General features: G+C 74.7%; 11 protein-coding genes and 1 pseudogene. 5 read left to right on the top strand and 7 right to left on the bottom strand.

Going from position 1 to position 16,386, the window contains the following annotated elements:
* Positions 1-20 precede the first annotated feature (20 nt).
* On the top strand, positions 21-4,985 hold the full coding sequence (locus ACMXGY_RS08925; protein WP_483776485.1) for an Lhr family helicase: 4,965 nt from the start codon (positions 21-23) through the stop codon (positions 4,983-4,985).
* A gap of 41 nt (positions 4,986-5,026) precedes the next feature.
* Positions 5,027-5,866 (top strand): DNA-formamidopyrimidine glycosylase family protein, encoded by an 840-nt coding sequence (locus ACMXGY_RS08920; RefSeq protein ID WP_483776484.1) that lies wholly within the window; start codon positions 5,027-5,029, stop codon positions 5,864-5,866.
* A gap of 34 nt (positions 5,867-5,900) precedes the next feature.
* Here the strand turns inward: ACMXGY_RS08920 and ACMXGY_RS08915 are convergent, their stop codons facing one another.
* The 3 genes from ACMXGY_RS08915 to pgsA all read right to left on the bottom strand — a co-directional run bounded on the left by ACMXGY_RS08915 (position 5,901) and on the right by pgsA (position 7,746).
* A complete protein-coding gene (locus tag ACMXGY_RS08915; protein ID WP_483776483.1) occupies positions 5,901-6,242 on the bottom strand; it encodes a helix-turn-helix domain-containing protein in 342 nt (113 codons plus the stop codon).
* Positions 6,243-6,619: 377 nt separating this feature from the next.
* Positions 6,620-7,120 carry a CinA family protein gene (locus tag ACMXGY_RS08910; protein WP_483776482.1) on the bottom strand — a complete coding sequence of 167 codons (501 nt, stop codon included), beginning with the start codon at positions 7,118-7,120 and terminating at the stop codon, positions 6,620-6,622.
* The gene (gene pgsA / locus ACMXGY_RS08905) at positions 7,117-7,746 is read right to left on the bottom strand and encodes a CDP-diacylglycerol--glycerol-3-phosphate 3-phosphatidyltransferase (RefSeq protein WP_483776481.1); all 630 of its coding nucleotides are present in this window, start codon (positions 7,744-7,746) and stop codon (positions 7,117-7,119) included. Before pgsA ends, ACMXGY_RS08910 begins: the two co-directional genes overlap by 4 nt.
* Positions 7,747-7,772: 26 nt before the next feature.
* On the opposite strand from pgsA, the pseudogene ACMXGY_RS08900 reads away from it, so the two are divergent.
* A pseudogene (locus tag ACMXGY_RS08900) lies at positions 7,773-8,195 on the top strand (CapA family protein); the annotation flags it as partial.
* A 403-nt stretch (positions 8,196-8,598) separates the two neighbouring features.
* On the opposite strand, the gene ACMXGY_RS08895 reads toward ACMXGY_RS08900, so the two are convergent.
* Positions 8,599-11,433 carry an FtsK/SpoIIIE family DNA translocase gene (locus tag ACMXGY_RS08895; RefSeq protein ID WP_483776480.1) on the bottom strand — a complete coding sequence of 945 codons (2,835 nt, stop codon included), beginning with the start codon at positions 11,431-11,433 and terminating at the stop codon, positions 8,599-8,601.
* Positions 11,434-11,574: 141 nt separating this feature from the next.
* Between ACMXGY_RS08895 and ACMXGY_RS08890 the strand changes: the two genes are divergently transcribed.
* Positions 11,575-12,456, top strand: a complete 882-nt coding sequence (locus ACMXGY_RS08890) for an MBL fold metallo-hydrolase (protein WP_483776479.1) — start codon at positions 11,575-11,577, stop codon at positions 12,454-12,456.
* Positions 12,457-12,512: 56 nt separating this feature from the next.
* Here ACMXGY_RS08890 and ACMXGY_RS08885 read toward each other — a convergent pair whose 3' ends face one another.
* Entirely contained in the window at positions 12,513-12,923 is a 411-nt protein-coding gene (locus ACMXGY_RS08885) for a hypothetical protein (RefSeq protein WP_483776478.1), read from the bottom strand.
* 111 nt (positions 12,924-13,034) lie between these two features.
* On the opposite strand from ACMXGY_RS08885, the gene ACMXGY_RS08880 reads away from it, so the two are divergent.
* Positions 13,035-13,619: a TetR/AcrR family transcriptional regulator gene (locus ACMXGY_RS08880; protein WP_483776477.1), complete on the top strand. Its 585-nt coding sequence runs from the start codon at positions 13,035-13,037 to the stop codon at positions 13,617-13,619.
* Between the two features lie 56 nt (positions 13,620-13,675).
* On the opposite strand, the gene ACMXGY_RS08875 is transcribed toward ACMXGY_RS08880, so the two are convergent.
* Both ACMXGY_RS08875 and dapA read right to left on the bottom strand, forming a co-directional pair.
* A complete protein-coding gene (locus tag ACMXGY_RS08875; protein WP_483776476.1) occupies positions 13,676-15,361 on the bottom strand; it encodes a ribonuclease J in 1,686 nt (561 codons plus the stop codon).
* 50 nt (positions 15,362-15,411) lie between these two features.
* A complete protein-coding gene (gene dapA / locus ACMXGY_RS08870; protein WP_483776475.1) occupies positions 15,412-16,344 on the bottom strand; it encodes a 4-hydroxy-tetrahydrodipicolinate synthase in 933 nt (310 codons plus the stop codon).
* Positions 16,345-16,386 lie beyond the last annotated feature (42 nt).

Raw genomic sequence — 16,386 nt, 5'->3', positions numbered from 1 at the left:
GCGGTCGCGACAATGGGCGGGTGACCACCGGCCCCCTCGAGCGCTTCGCGGCGCCCACGCGCGCGTGGTTCTCCGGCGCGTTCGACGCGCCGACGCCGGCGCAGGCGGGCGCGTGGGACGCGGTGTCGGGCGACCGGCACGCGCTCGTCGTCGCGCCGACGGGGTCCGGCAAGACGCTCGCGGCGTTCCTCTGGTCGCTCGACCGGATCATGGCCGAGCCCGTGCCCGAGCGCGAGCAGCGCTGCCGGGTGCTGTACGTGTCGCCGCTCAAGGCGCTCGCGGCAGACGTCGAGCGCAACCTGCGCTCGCCCCTCGCGGGCATCCGGCAGGCTGCCGTGCGCCTCGGTCTCGACGTACCGGACGTCGTCGTGGGCACGCGCACCGGGGACACGCCGACGAGCGAGCGTCGTCGTCTTGCGACGCACCCCCCGGACATCCTCATCACGACGCCGGAGTCGCTGTTCCTCGTCCTCACGTCGCAGGCGCGCGCGGGCCTCGCGGGCGTGGAGACCGTGATCGTCGACGAGATCCACGCCGTCGCCGGGACCAAGCGCGGCGCGCACCTCGCGGTGTCGCTCGAGCGGCTCGACGCGCTCCTCGAGTCCCAGGAACGGCCGCCCGCCCAGCGCGTCGGGCTGTCCGCGACGGTCCGCCCGGTCGACGCGGTCGCGGCGTTCCTCGGCGGGCACCGCCCGGAGGCCGACGGCGGGCGTGAGGTCGTCGTCGTGCAGCCGCCCGCGAGCAAGCGGATCGAGGTGGACGTCGTCGTCCCGGTCCCGGACCTCGCGGACCTGGCGGCGTCCGCCGTCCTGCCCGACGGCGGCACGCGCCCGGGCGCCGACGCCGGGCTCCCACCGCTCCCGCCGGGCGAGCCGGACCTCTCGGGACCGGCGACGTCGCGTCCGTCCACCGGCTCCGGGCCGCGCCCGCCCCGACCGTCGGTGTGGCCGCACGTGGAGGAACGCGTGGTCGACCTCGTCGCCGACCACCGCTCGACGCTCGTGTTCACGAACTCGCGCCGCGGCGCCGAGCGCCTCACCGCCCGCATGAACGAGCTCTGGGCGGAGCGCCAGGGCGAGGAGGTCCTCGACCCGGGCACGGTCACCGCGGCACAGGTGCAGGCGCAGTCCGGCGCGAGCTCGGGGGTCGAACCCGTCATCGCGCGCGCCCACCACGGGTCGATGAGCCGCGCGGAGCGTACGCGCACGGAGACCGAGCTCAAGGACGGGCGGCTGCCCGCCGTCGTCGCGACGTCGAGCCTCGAGCTCGGCATCGACATGGGCGCGGTCGACCTGGTCGTGCAGGTGGGCGCTCCGCCGTCGGTCGCCTCGGGTCTGCAGCGCATCGGCCGCGCGGGCCACCAGGTGGGCGCGGTGTCGCACGGGGTCGTGTTCCCGACGCACCGCGGCGACCTCATCCCCTCGGCGGTCGTCGCCGAGCGCATGCGCACGGGCGGCATCGAGGAGCTGCATGTGCTCGCGAACCCGCTCGACGTGCTCGCACAGCAGGTCGTGGCGATGGTCGCGGTCGACGAGTGGACGGTGGCCGAGCTCGCGACGGTCGTGCGGCGCAGCGCGCCGTACGCGCACCTCGGCGACGCGTCGCTGCACGCGGTGCTCGACATGCTCGCGGGGCGCTACCCGAGCGAGGACTTCGGCGAGCTGCGCGCGCGCATCGTGTGGGACCGCGCGTCGGGCCGGCTCACCGGCCGCCCGGGCGCGCTCCGGCTGGCCGCCACGAGCGGTGGGACGATCCCCGACCGCGGCCTGTACGGCGTCTTCCTCGCGACCGACCCCGGCACGGGCGCGGTCGCGGGCGACCCCGACACCGCGGGCGGGCGCGCCCCGCGGGGCGGCAAGCGCGTGGGCGAGCTCGACGAGGAGATGGTCTACGAGTCGCGCGTGGGTGACACCTTCACCCTCGGGTCGAGCACGTGGCGCATCGAGGACATCACGCCCGACCGCGTGCTCGTGACGCCCGCGCCCGGGATCCCCGGCCGGCTGCCCTTCTGGAAGGGCGACTCCCCCGGCCGACCGGCCGAGCTCGGCCGCGCGCTCGGCGCGTGGGTGCGCGAGACGGACACGCTCGCGGCCCGCGACCCGGCGGCGGCCGCCGAGCGTCTCGGGGACGCCGGCCTCGACGCGTGGGCCACCGACAACCTGCTCGCGTACCTCACGGAGCAGCGCACGGCGACCGGCCGCGTCCCCGACGACCGCACGGTCGTCGTCGAGAGGTTCCGCGACGAGCTCGGCGACTGGCGCGTCGTCGTGCACTCGCCCTACGGCGCGAAGGTGCACGCGCCGTGGGCGCTCGTGCTCGCCGCGCGCCTGCGCGAGCGGTACGGCGTGGACGCCGCGGCGATGCACGCCGACGACGGCATCGTGCTGCGCCTGCCCGACACCGGCGACTCGTGGCTCGACGGGTCCAACGACGGCGGAGCCGGCGGGCTCGGCACGGACGCCCCGGTCGTGCCGGTGGAGGACCTGCTGCTCGATCCCGACGACGTGCTCGAGGCGGTGCGCGACGAGCTCGGCGGGTCCGTCATGTTCGCCTCGCGCTTCCGCGAGGCCGCGGCGCGCGCGCTGCTCCTGCCGCGGCGCCGTCCGGACCGGCGGCAGCCGCTCTGGCAGCAGCGCCAGCGCTCGGCCCAGCTCCTGTCGGTCGCGTCGCAGTACCCGGAGTTCCCCGTCGTGCTCGAGGCCGCGCGCGAGTGCCTCCAGGACGACTTCGACGTCGCGGCGCTCACCGAGCTCATGCGCGACCTCGCCGCGGGCCGCGTGCGCCTCGTCGAGGTGACGACCCCGACGCCGTCGCCCTTCGCGCAGTCGCTGCTGTTCGGGTACACCGCCCAGTTCCTCTACGACGGCGACGCCCCGCTGGCCGAGCGCCGTGCGGCCGCGCTCTCGCTCGACCCCACGCTCCTCGCGGAGCTCCTCGGCGGCGACGGCGTCACGGCCCAGCTCGCGGACCTGCTCGACCCGGAGCAGATCGAGCGCACCGAGGCCGAGCTCGGCGCGCTCGCTCCCGACCGGCGGGCCCGGCACGCCGAGGACCTGTGGGACGTCCTGCGGCGGCAGGGGCCCCTCACCGAGGAAGAGGCCGCCGAGCGCACGCGGGAGGAGGTGCGCGCCGCCGCCCCGGAGTGGCTGCGCGAGCTCGAGGCCGCGCGCCGCGTGATCCGCGTGCGGCTCGCGGGCGTGCCGCCCGAGCGCGCGCAGCAGTGGGCCGTCGTCGAGGACGCCGGCCGGTTGCGCGACGCCCTCGGCGTGGCCCTGCCCGTGGGCATCCCCGAGGTGTTCACCGAACCGGTCCCCGACCCGCTCGGCGACCTCGTGCGGCGCCACGCGCGGACGCACGGCCCGTTCACGGCGCACGACGTCGCGACGCGCCTCGGTCTGGGCGTCGCCGTCGTGCTGGGCGTGCTCGAGCGGTTCGAGGCGTCGCGCCTCGTCGTCCGCGGTCGGCTGCGCCCGGAGTCGATCGGCGGGACGGGCGACGACTGGTGCGACGCCGAGGTGCTGCGCGTGCTGCGCCGTCGCTCGCTCGCCGCCCTGCGCGCCGAGGTGGAACCCGTGCCGGCCGAGACGCTCGGCGTCTTCCTGCCGCGCTGGCAGGGCCTCGGGACGCTGCGCGGCCTGGACGGCGTGCTGCGCGTCGTCGAACAGCTCTCCGGCGCGGCGGTGCCCGCGTCCGCGCTCGAGACCCTCGTGCTCCCCGCCCGCGTGACCGACTACGAGCCGACGATGCTCGACGAGCTCACGACGACCGGTGAGGTCGTCTGGTGCGGGCACAACGCCCTGCCCGGCTCCGGCGGCGGGGACGGCCTCGTGAGCCTGCACCTCGCCGAGTGGGCCCCGCTCACCCTGCCCGATCCCGGCGATCTGCCCGCAGACGGGCTCCACGCGGCTCTCCTGGACCTGCTCCGCGGGTCCGGAGGCTTCTTCCTGCCGGCGCTCGCCGAGCGCGCCGACGCCGAGGTCCCGGCGACGCTCGACGCTCTGTGGGACCTCGTGTGGTCGGGGTACGTGACGAACGACGGGCTGGGAGCGCTGCGCAGCCGGCTCGGCACGACCGGTGGGGTGCACCGGGCGCCCCGCGCACCCGCTCGCCCGCGCCCTCTGGGTCGGTCGCGGTTCGCCGGGATGCGCCCGCGCGTGTCCCCGGAGACGACGATGCGCGGGGGCGGGGGCCGGTGGTCGGCGCTCCCCGACCGGGAGCAGGACCCGACCCGCCGGGCGCACGCCCTCGCGCGCGTCCTGCTCGACCGCCACGGTGTCCTCACGCGCGCCGTCGCGCCGGCCGAGGGCGTCGCCGGGTCGTTCCGTCCGGTCTACCGCGTGCTCACCGAGCTCGAGGCGACGGGGGCGGCCCGCCGCGGCTACTTCGTCGAGCACCTCGGCGGGTCGCAGTTCGCGCTCCCGGGCGCCGTCGACCAGCTCCGCACCGACGCGCAGGACCGCGACCGCGCGCTCGAGGCCGCGCCCGACGGTCCGTCGGGCGGCGGAGAGCTCCTCCGCGCGACGTCCGGGACCTCCGGTGCCCTCGACGCGGGGGCGCGAGGGTCGCGCGGCGCTCCTCGGCCGGGGTCCCTCCTCCTCGCGGCGACCGACCCCGCGAACCCGTACGGCGCCGCGCTGCCGTGGCCGGCGCGCGTCCTCGCCGAGGGCGACACGGCTCGGGGCCACCGACCGGGTCGCAAGGCGGGCGCCGTCGTCGTGCTCTCCGACGGCGACCTCGCGCTCTACGTCGAGCGAGGCGGCCGCTCGGTGCTGTCGTTCGTCGACGGCCCGCGGCTCGCCGAGGCGAGCGCGGAGCTCGTGCGCGCCGTCCGCGCGGGCCGGCTCGGGAAGGTCGTGGTGCAGCGCGTGGACGGCGTCGAGGCGCTCGCCGGCGCGGGTGTGGCCACGACCTCTGCCGACGGTGCTGTGCGCGCCCTGCTGGACGCGGGGTTCCGGCCGACCCCGAGCGGCCTGCGGGCAGCGTGACGAGCCGCCCATGACGCGTCCTGTCGACGAGGAGCCCCACGGTGCCCGAGGGTGACGTCGTCCGGCTCACGGCGGCCCGCCTCGACGAGGCGCTGGCCGGCCGCGAGCTCGTACGCGCAGAGCTGCGCTGGCCGAGCGCCGCCGAGGCGGGCCTCGCCGGGCGCACCGTCGTCGCGAACGTCCCGTACGGCAAGCACCTGTTCACGCGGCTCGACGACGGGCGGTCGCTGCACACCCATCTGCGCATGGAGGGGTCGTGGCGGATCGCCCGCACGGGCGCGCGCGAGGCGCGCGGCGCCGAGCCGTTCGTCCGGGTCGTGCTCGCGAACGCGTGGTGGACCGCGATCGGGAACCGGATCGGCATGCTCCACGTGCTGCGCACGGGCGACGAGTCGACGATCACCGGACCGCTCGGACCGGACGTCCTGGCCGACGACTTCCCGGAGACGGGCCTCGCCGAGGCGGTCGCCCGGCTGCGCGCCGACGACGCCGTCGGCGGCTCGGGACCACGTCACCGCCCCGAGCGGGCAGGGAGCGGCGTGCCGATCGCGGAGGCCTTGCTCGACCAGCACCTCGTCGCGGGCATCGGCACCATCTACACGGCCGAGTCCTTGTTCGCGCTGCGGCTCTGGCCCTGGACGCCGGTCCGCGAGATCGACGACCTGGAGGCTGTGCTGCTCACCGCCCGCGGACTCATGCAGCGGACCGTGACGCACGGCTTCGACCCGCGGGCCGGCGTCGTACGGCACGTGCACGGGCGCACACGAAAGGCGTGCCACGAGTGCGGCACGCCTGTCGCCGAGGGCACGGCCAACGAGCTGCCGTACCAACGTCCGATCTTCTACTGTCCCTCGTGCCAGCGGCCGATCCACGACGGGTGACGGTGGCGACCCTGCCACGACCGTCCCGGCGCGGTCAGCCGACGGGCTGCAGGTCCTCGCGCCGCGTGGTCCCCTCGGAGCTCTGACGCCCGAGGACGGCCGTCGCGAAGTCCGCCGGGATGGTGTCCGGGATGAGGAGGCCCTCGGCCACGGCCACCCGGTCGCTGACCTCGCGCAGCACCAGCGACATCGGGATGTCGAGCGCCTCGCAGATCGAACCGAGGAGCTCGGACGACGCTTCCTTCTGACCGCGTTCGACCTCGCTGAGGTAGCCCAACGAGACCCGTGCGGCGGAGGACACCTCTCGCAGGGTGCGCCCCTGCCGCTGGCGAGCGTCTCGCAGCACGTCCCCGATCTCTCGTCGAAGAACAATCATCTGGCGACCCCCTTCCGTGTCCCGTGCGCCCCCGGGAGCCGGAGCGGCTCCCCCGTGGGTGCGCGTACTGGTCGTACCGGTCTTCCTGTTCACTGCTGCCCCGCGTGCGGGGGTCGTCCTACCGTACCCCGAGGGCGGTCCGCTCACGTCCCCGGTACGACTGCCGGGACGAGCCTGCGGGACGCCGACCGGTCTGCTGACGGTCCTGTTGGCGATCACGTGCTGTGCAACGCGCCGACGTGGGGCGTTGTTCCCGTCCGTGCCCGTCCAGGACGCGGTGCTCGGCATGTTCACGAGCCCTCCACGCGGTGCGCGCGGACGGCGGACGCGACGACCCGGAGATCACCCGCGAGTTCACCCGCTACCGGACGCCGCGATCACCCGCGGGTCGTGCCGACCAGCGTCAGCGCGAGCTCCAGGGCGACGCCCACCGTGCCTCCTCGTACCGCGGCGCGGTCGCCCACGATGTGCGACGCACGGACCTCGGTCGCGTCCGGGGTGCTCACGGCGACGAACACGGTCCCCGGCGCGTGCCCGTCCTGCGGGTCCGGGCCCGCGACGCCCGTGGTCGCGAGCCCCACGTCCGCGCCGAGCACGCGGCGCGCACCGAGAGCCATCTGCCGCGCGACCTCGCGGTGCACGGCACCCTGCTCGGCGAGCAGGGCGGCGTCGACGCCGAGGACGCTCCCCTTGACGTCCGTCGCGTACGCGACGACCGATCCACGCAGGGCACGGGAGGCGCCCGGCACGTCGACGATCGTCGCGCACAGCAGGCCGCCTGTCAGGGACTCCGCGGTCGCGAGCGTCCACCCTCGTGCGACGAGCCGGTCGAGCAGCGCGGCGGCCGGCGACGACTCCGGCACAGGCTCGGCGGTCACGCGACCGGCGCCTCGCCCGCCAGGTCGTCGGCCCGGGCGGACCGTGCCGCGCGGATCGCGTCCCGGCGCAGCCGCCAGCCCTGGTACCCGTACTCGACGCCGGTCACGACCGTGACGACGATCGCCGCACCCAGGACCACCCAGGCCACGACCTCGATCCACCCGGGCAGCTGCGACAGCGGGAGGAGGAAGAGGGTGATCGCGACCGACTGCAGCACCGTCTTGAGCTTGCCTCCCCGCGAGGCCGGCATGACCGCGTACCTGAGGACCGCGAAGCGCAGGAGCGTCACGCCGAGCTCGCGCGCCAGGATCACCACGGGCACCCACCAGGGCAGCTCCCCCAGCGGCCACGCCAGCAGGACGAGGGCCGTCCCGATGAGGAGCTTGTCGGCGATCGGGTCGAGGAGCTTGCCGAGGTCGGTCACGAGGTCGTACCGGCGCGCGAGGTAGCCGTCGAGCCGGTCGGACGACGCCGCGAGGACGAACACGCCCGTCGCGACGAGCCTCCACGTCGTGGAGTCCCCGCCGTCGACGAGGAGCGCCCACGCGAAGAAGGGGACGAGGAGGATCCGCACCATCGTGACGATGTTCGCGGAGTTCCACGGGGAGGGGACGGCGGTGACCACGGCTCCAGCGTAGGCGGTCCGCGCACGTGCCCGGCTACGGTACCCTCCCCCGCGTGCCGCACCACGGGCGCACCGCACCGAGCCGGCCGCCGGCGTCGCCGCGCCCGCCGCGCCCGTCGCTCCCGGGGTCGACGAGGCCCTCGTCGTCGAGCCCGAGGGCCGACCGGGTACCCGCTCTACGGCGCGCCGGTCGAGCTCGCGCGCGGTCTCGCCGAGCAGGGCTGGGACGGCTGCGCGACGGCGTCCAACCACACCTCTCGGCGACGTACGGCACGAACGGCCTACCGGTCCCGGCCGACGCACCGTGGTCGGTCACGCTGCTCGAGTACACGTCGGAGCCGGACGAGCTCCAGCTCGAGGTCGGGCGGCGGCTCCTTGCCTCAGGAACGGTGGACCTCGTCATCGGTCACCACCCACACGTCCCGCAGCCCGTGACGCGCCTGCCCGGAGGCCCGGACGGCCAGGGGGTGTGGATCGCGTACGGGCTGGGCAACTACGTCTCCCACCAGGACGGCGACTGCTGCGACCCCTGGACCGACTCGGGTCTGCTCCTCACGGCCACGGCGGTCAAGCCCGCCGACGGCCCCGCACGGGTGACCGGGGTCGAGTGGACGCCGGTCACGGTCGACCGCGTCGCCGACCACCGGGTCCGTGCGCTCGTGGACGCGGTCGCCGACCCGTCCACCGGCTCCCTCTCGGGCGCACAGCTGCAGGAACGCCTCGAACACGTCCGCGCCGCGGCAGGTACCGAAGCCCCCGAGCGGTCCGCCCCGCCCGTCCCCACGGGCCCGGTGCCGGCGGTCGTCCCCGCACCACGACCGCCGTCGTCCCGCTCGCCTGAGCCCGGAGGGCTCAGCGCCAGCCCTGCTCGACGTCCGCGCCGTCGTGGTAGTCGGCGGCGACGGGCGGCATGTGCCCGTCGGTGCCGTCGGAGTAGTCGCGCGTCGCCGGCGCTGCCGCGGCGGTCGGCGTGGCGGGCTCCGACTGACCGTCGAACACCTCCTGCGCCGGTTCGCCACGGATGAGCGCGAGAGCCGAGGGCAGCTCTTCGGGGCTGACGAGCACCTCGCGCGCCTTGGAGCCCTCGGACGGGCCCACGATCTCCCGGGCCTCCAGGAGGTCCATGAGCCGACCGGCCTTGGCGAAGCCGACGCGCAGCTTGCGCTGCAGCATCGACGTCGAGCCGAACTGCGACGTGACGACGAGCTCCGCCGCCTGCAGGAGCAGGTCGAGGTCGTCGCCGATGTCCTCGTCGATCTGCTTCTTCGCCGCCACCTGGGTGACGTCCTCGCGGTAGACCGGCTTGAGCTGGGCCTTGACGTGCTCGACGACCGAGTGGACCTCGGACTCGGACACCCAGGCACCCTGCACGCGCATCGGCTTGGCGGCGCCCATCGGGAGGAACAGGGCGTCGCCCTGGCCGATGAGCTTCTCGGCGCCCGGCTGGTCCAGCACGACGCGCGAGTCCGCGAGCGACGACGTCGCGAACGCGAGCCGGGACGGCACGTTGGCCTTGATGAGCCCGGTGACGACGTCGACCGACGGTCGCTGGGTCGCGAGCACGAGGTGGATTCCCGCGGCGCGCGCGAGCTGCGTGATGCGCTGGATCGACGCCTCGACGTCGCGCGGGGCGACCATCATGAGGTCCGCGAGCTCGTCGACGACCACGAGCAGGTACGGGTACGGCGCGATCTTGCGCTCCGAGCCGGGCAGCGGCTTGACCTTGCCCGAGCGCACCGCGGCGTTGAAGTCGTCGATGTGCTTGTATCCGAAGGCGGCGAGGTCGTCGTAGCGGGCGTCCATCTCGCGCACGACCCAGTCGAGCGCCTCGGCGGCCTTCTTGGGGTTGGTGATGATCGGCGTGATGAGGTGCGGGATGCCCTCGTAGATCGTCAGCTCGACCCGCTTGGGGTCGACGAGCACGAGGCGGACCTGCTCGGGGGTCGAGCGCATGAGGATCGAGGTGATCATCGAGTTGATGAAGCTCGACTTGCCCGCGCCCGTGGCGCCGGCGACGAGGATGTGCGGCATCTTCGCGAGGTTCGCGACGACGTACCCGCCCTCGACGTCCTTGCCCACGCCCATGACCATGGGGTGCTCGGTGCGCCGGGCGGCGGACGAGCGGAGCACGTCGCCGAGGACGACGGTCTCGCGGTCGGTGTTGGGGATCTCGATGCCGATCGCGGACTTGCCGGGGATCGGCGCGAGGATCCGCACGTCGGCGCTGGCGACGGCGTACGCGATGTTGTTGGACAGCGACGTGATGCGCTCGACCTTGACCTTGGGGCCGACCTCGACCTCGTAGCGCGTGACTGTCGGCCCGCGCGTGAAGCCGGTGACCTTGGCGTCGACCTCGAACTGCTCGAACGTCTGCGTGAGCGCCTCGACGACGCGGTCGTTCGCGGCCGAGCGCACCTTGTGCGGCGCGCCCTTGACGAGCGAGTCCTCGTTCGGGAGCAGGTAGACCGTGTCGCCCTCGAGCATCGGCTGCACGCCCCGCGGCAGCGGGCTGCTCGGCGGCGGTGGCGGGACGCTGCCGCCCCCGTCGCCCGCAGCGGGCGCCACCGCGGCCATCGCGGCGGCCGCCGTGTCCTGGGCCCCGCCTGGCGCGACGGCGGGGACGGCCTCGGTGGGTGCCGTCCCGGCGGGCGGCTCGTCGCCGCCTCTCCTGCCCTTGCCACGGCCGCGTGGCGCCCCGTCCTCGTAGTCGAGGAACGCGGCGGTCTCGAACGCCTCGTCGCCGGCGAACCCGCCCTCGGGCTTCTCGATCTCAGCGGCCTCGGCGGCCCGCTGCGCCTTCGTCTTGCGGGGCTTGCGCGGTCGACGGCCGGGGACCGGCTCGTCGGTCCCGTCGTGACGCGAGACGCCCTCGGCGAGCGGGAGCCCGTCCGCGTCGGTCGCCTCGTCGGCGGCGTGGTGGTTGCCCGTGAGCGTGTCGTACAGGCCGCGGAGCCGGCTCGGGATGCGGTGCACCGGGGTCGCGGTGACGACGAGGAGGCCGAAGAACCCGAGCAGCAGGAAGATCGGGACCGCGAACCACTCCGTCAGCCCGGTCGTCACGGGCGTCGCAGCGAGGTAGCCGATGATCCCGCCGGCGTCCTGGACCGCCGCGAAGCCGTCGCGCGGGGCCGGCAGATCCTCGGCGACGTGCACCAGGGAGCACACGGACACCACGATGAGAGTGAGGCCGATCGCGACGCGCGAGTTCGCCTGCGCGCGCTCGGGGTGGCGCATGATCCGCACGGCGAGCCACAGGAGCAGGACGGGTACGGCCACGCCCGCGAGCCCGAAGGTGCCCGCCACGACGGCGTGCACCACGTCCCCGAAGTTGCCCTGGATGCCCCACCACTCGCGCGCGGCGACGACGACCGCCAGGGCGATCAGGAAGAACGCGACGCCGTCGCGCCGATGTGCCGGGTCCAGCTCTCTCGCTCCCTTTCCGATGGTGCGCACGACCGCTCCCACGCCGTGCGCCGCGCCCAGCCAGACACCCCGCACCGCGCGGACGGGCCACGGCGGAGCAGCAGGACGCCGGGACGGAGCCCGCTTGCTCGAGGACGACGACCGGCCGGTGCCGGCGCGCGACGCGCCGCGGGCCGAGGACGAACCGCCGCGCGCCGCCGTGCGTGGCGCGGGTTTGCGGTTGCTCGCGGTCCGACGTGCCTGCGGGGACGTGCGGGTCGCCATAGTGGTCCTAACCTACCCGTGGGGGACGACACGGACGCGCACCCCGGGCGCGTGTCCTGCGGGTTCCCCGTCCGTGGGCACCCACGACCGCACGCACTACGCCGAGCTCACGACACCGCACGCACGACACGGGAGGCACCGTTGAGCGCCGCCGAGCAGAGCCGGTCGCCGGCCGCACCGTCGACGAGCGGCACGACGCGCGGTGCGCCGCCCGACGTGGCCGGTCGGGGGCTCGTCGAGGTGGCGAACGGCATCTGGGTCGCGACTTCGACGATCTGGACCACGACGTCGACGGTGGTCGTCGACGCCGACGCAGACGCTCTCGTCGTCGACCCGGCCGTGACCGTCGCGGAGGTCGAGGCGCTCGCCACCACGATCCGGTCGCGTGGCTGGCGGGTGCGTGCCGGGTTCGCCACGCACCCTCACTGGGACCACGTGCTGTGGACGCGCTCGCTCGAGGACGTACCGCGCTGGGCGACGGCCCGCGCCGTGGCCGATCTCCGCCGTCGGGCCGCGGACGTGCTGGCCTCGGCGCACGCGGCGGCCCCGGGCCACGACCCCGCGCTCGTCGGCGCACTGACACCGCTCCCCCGCGGGGCGACCCGGCTGCCGTGGCCGGACGTGCCGCCGGGCGGGGACGCCGTCACGGTCGTCACGCACGACGCGCACGCCCCGGGGCACGCCGCGCTCGTCGTGCGGGGCGCGCTGCTCGCCGGCGACATGCTGTCCGACGTCGAGGTGCCGCTGGTGGACACAGAGTCCCGCAGCCCCGTCCGGACGTACCGCGGCGCGCTCGACGCGCTCGAGCTCGCCGCCCGAGGCGTGGACGTTCTCGTCCCGGGCCACGGGAGCCCGGCCGTGGGACGCAGCGCGCTCGCCGAGCGGTTCGCTGCCGACCGCGCCTACCTCGACGCCCTCGAGCGCGCCGTCACCTCGCCCGGGGCCGACGTCGACGACGCACGACTCCGTGGGTACGTCGCCACCTGGCACGACGAACAGCTCGCCGCCCTCCGAGGCGGCTGACGCGGCAGGCGGTGATCTCTGCGAGGGGCACCCGGTGATGTCGGCAACTGTTCCGCTCAGGCGAGGAACAGCCCGATCGCGAGCGTCACGACTCCCGCGGCGAGCATCACCCCGCCGGCCGGCAGGAGCACGACGGCGCGGTTCGGCGCCTCCCGACCGGACCCGATCGCGGATAGGAAGAACCCCGCGGGCAGCAGGACCGCCGCGACGAGGACTCCGGTCGCCGCCAGCCAGCGCCAGAACCCGCTGAGGTCCGTGGCCTCCGCGAGCAGCACGCAGACCAGACCCAGGATCACGAGCACCCCGGCGTGGGCGTGCCCGGCGCGGAAGAACGACGTCTGGAACCCGGTCGCGGGCACGCGTCGCGTCACGACCTTGACGAGGAACGCGCCGCCGGACTCGATGCCGACGACGGTGAGGAGGACGATGCCCGCGGTGATGCGGGCGGCGTCGGTGAGCTCGAGCACGGGGACCTCCGAGAACGGCGGGCACTTCGCTCGCCGGAGCGCGAACGAGTTTACGAACACTGTTATAGAACACCGTTCGCAAACCGAGGTCAAGGCCTTTAGACTCGGTCCGTGGCCCGCCCCCGACTGCACGACGACGCCCTGCGCGACCGGCTCCTCGACGTCGCGTCGCGCGCCATCTCCGACCGCGGGGAGGACGCCGTGACGGTCCGCTCGGTGGCCGCCGCGGCCGGCACGAGCCCGTCGGCCGTGTACGCGCTCTTCGGCAGCCGCGAGGACCTCGTCGCGGCGGTCTCCGCCGAGGGCTTCCGGCGTTTCGCCGAGCACCTCGGCGCGGCCGTGCGCACGGACGACCCGGCCGCCGACCTCGCCACCCTCGGAGGCGCGTACCGCGCCTTCGCGCTCGCGGACCCGCACTTCTACGCGGTGATGTTCACGCGTGGGGTCCGGCCCGGCGCGGACCGCACCCACGCGGCGGAGGAGCCGACGTTCCGCGTGCTGCGCGACGCGGTCGCGCGCGTCGCGCGGGGCGCCGACGGAGCGTGGGTCGAGGACACGGCGCTCGCCCTGTGGGGACTCGTCCACGGGCTCGTGTCGCTCGAGCTGGCCGAGCTGGTCCCCGGCGACGAGCCGACGCGCGCGGCACGCTACGACGGCGCGCTGCGCACCGTCGGGCCCGCGCTCCTCCGGGCATAGACGAACGCGAGGTGCCCCGCCGGACGGCGGGGCACCTCGCGCTACGAGCGACGCTGCTACGCCTCGACGACCACCGGGACGATCATCGGGCGGCGGCGCAGGCGGCCCGAGACCCACCGGCCGATGACCCGTCGCATGATCTGCTGGAGCTGGTGCGTGTCCGTGGCGCCGCCGGCGATCGCGTCCTCGAGCGCCTGGACGACCTCGGGACGGATGTCGTCGAACACCTTGTCGTCCTCGGCGAACCCGCGCGCGAGGATCTGCGGGCCGGCGAGGACCTTGCCCGTCGCGGAGTCCACGACGGCGAACACGGAGACGAAGCCCTCCTCGCCGAGGATGCGCCGGTCCTTGAGCTCGGCGTCGGTGATCTCCCCGACGCTCGACCCGTCGACGTACACGTACCCGCACGGCACGGCCCCCACGACGGACGCCCGGCCGTCGACGAGGTCGACGACGACGCCGTCCTCGGCGAGCACGACGCGGTCGGCCGGCACGCCCGTCCGGACCGCGAGCGCCGCGTTGGCGACGAGGTGCCGCACCTCGCCGTGCACGGGCATGACGTTCTTCGGCTTGAGCACGTTGTAGCAGTACAGGAGCTCGCCCGCGCTGGCGTGCCCGGACACGTGCACCTTGGCGTTGCCGCCGTGCACGACCCTCGCGCCGAGCCGCGTCAGGCCGTTGATGATGCGGAAGACGGCGTTCTCGTTGCCCGGGATGAGCGACGACGCGAGGATCACGGTGTCGCCGTGCCCGACCTGGACCTTGTGGTCGCCGTTGGCCATGCGCGACAGGGCCGCCATCGGCTCGCCCTGGGAGCCCGTGCACATGAGGACGATCTCGTCGTCGCGCAGCGAGTCGACCTTCTTGAGGTCGATGAGCACGCCCTCGGGCACGTGGAGGTACCCCAGCTCGGAGGCGATCGTCATGTTGCGGACCATGGACCGCCCGACGAGCGCGACGCGCCGGCCGTGGTGGTGCGCGGCGTTGAGGACCTGCTGCACGCGGTGCACGTGCGAGGAGAACGACGCGACGATGATGCGCTTCTCGGACGCGGCGAACACGTTGTCGAGCACCGGGCCGATCTCGACCTCGGGCGTGACGAAGCCGGGGACCTCGGCGTTGGTCGAGTCGACCATGAAGAGGTCCACGCCCCGCTCGCCGAGGCGGGAGAACGCGCGCAGGTCCGTGATGCGCCCGTCGAGCGGGAGCTGGTCCATCTTGAAGTCGCCGGTGTGCAGCACCGTGCCCGCGCCGGTGGTCACCGCGACCGCGAGCGCGTCGGGGATCGAGTGGTTCACCGCGACGAACTCGCACCCGAACACGCCGAGCTGCTCGACCTGCCCCTCCTTGACCGCGAGGGTCACGGGTGCGATGCGGTGCTCCTTGAGCTTCGCCTCGACGAACGCGAGCGTGAGCTGCGACCCCACGAGCGGGATGTCGCGGCGCAGGCGCAGGAGGTACGGCACGGCGCCGATGTGGTCCTCATGGCCGTGCGTGAGGACGATCGCCTCGATGTCGTCCAGCCGGTCCGCGATGTAGTCGAAGTCCGGGAGGATCAGGTCGACACCCGGCTGGTTGTCCTCCGGGAAGAGCACGCCGCAGTCGATGACGAGCAGGCGCCCGTCGTACTCGAGGACGGCCATGTTGCGGCCGACCTCGCCGAGCCCGCCGAGGGCGACGATGCGCAGCCCTCCGGCGGGGAGCTCGGGAGGCAGGGAAAGTTCGGGATGGGGATGGCTCACGGGGCCTCCTGTCGTGGCTGAGCCGGATGGTCGAGAGACCGTGCCTCTCGCTAGTTCGTGGTCGCGCCCGCGTCGGCCGCCTCGAGGACGCCCGCCGCGGCGAGCGCGTCGCGCAGGAGGGCGACGTCCTCCTCGCTCGCGGCGACGTTGGGCAGGCGAAGATGGCGGTTGTCGGTCACGCCGAGCAGCTCGACGGCGGCCTTGGCCATGACGGCCTGGAAGCCGGCGCCGTTGAGCGCGTCGATGACGGGGGTTGTGGTGAGGAACACCTCGAGCGCGCCGGCGTGGTCGCCCGCGTCGAAACGTCGCACAGCCTCGGCGAACTGAGGCCCGACGGCGTGCGCGGAGACGGACACGATGCCGGCCGCGCCGTGCGCGAGGAACGGCAGGAGCAGCGCGTCGTCGCCGCTGTAGAACGCGAGGCCGGTCGACGCCGCGAGCTTCGCGGCCGCGTACACGTCGCCCGTCGCGTCCTTCGTCGCGACGATCCGCTCGTGCGCGGCGACGCGCGCGTAGGTCTCGGGCGCGATGCGCACGCCCGTGCGTCCCGGCACGTCGTAGAGCATGACGGGCAGCTCGGTCGCGTCGGCGATCGTCGCGAAGTGCCGGTACAGGCCCTCCTGGCTCGGGCGCGAGTAGTACGGCGACACGACGAGGAGCCCGTCGGCCCCTGCCTCCGCCGCCTGCTCGGCCATCCGCAGCGCGTGGTCCGTGTCGTTGGAGCCCGCGCCGGCCAGGACCGCCGCACGGTGCCCCACGGCCTCGACGACGACGCGCACGAGGTCCTGCTTCTCGGGTGCGTGGGTCGTCGGGGACTCCCCCGTCGTCCCGCTCAGCACGAGACCGTCGTTCCCGTCGTCCACGAGCCGCTTCGCGAGCCGGGCCGCCGCCTCGAGGTCCACGGCGCCGTCGGGCGTCATCGGGGTGACCATGGCCGTGAGGACGGCACCGAACGGGCGCGCGGGGGTGGCGGGAAGGACCATGTGCACAAACTACCGTGCAGCGCGGCCCACCACCGTTCCCGT

The sequence above is a fragment of the Cellulosimicrobium sp. G4 BAM 1002 genome (assembly GCF_057126935.1).
This window is presented reverse-complemented; position numbering and strand designations above follow the sequence as displayed.

What these genes read in the sequence shown, in the direction of transcription:
- dapA (WP_483776475.1), bottom strand. Translation starts at nt 16,344, where the DNA reads ATGGTCCTTCCCGCCACCCCCGCGCGCCCGTTCGGTGCCGTCCTCACG.
- ACMXGY_RS08895 (WP_483776480.1), bottom strand. Translation starts at nt 11,433, where the DNA reads ATGGCGACCCGCACGTCCCCGCAGGCACGTCGGACCGCGAGCAACCGC.
- ACMXGY_RS08915 (WP_483776483.1), bottom strand. Translation starts at nt 6,242, where the DNA reads ATGATTGTTCTTCGACGAGAGATCGGGGACGTGCTGCGAGACGCTCGC.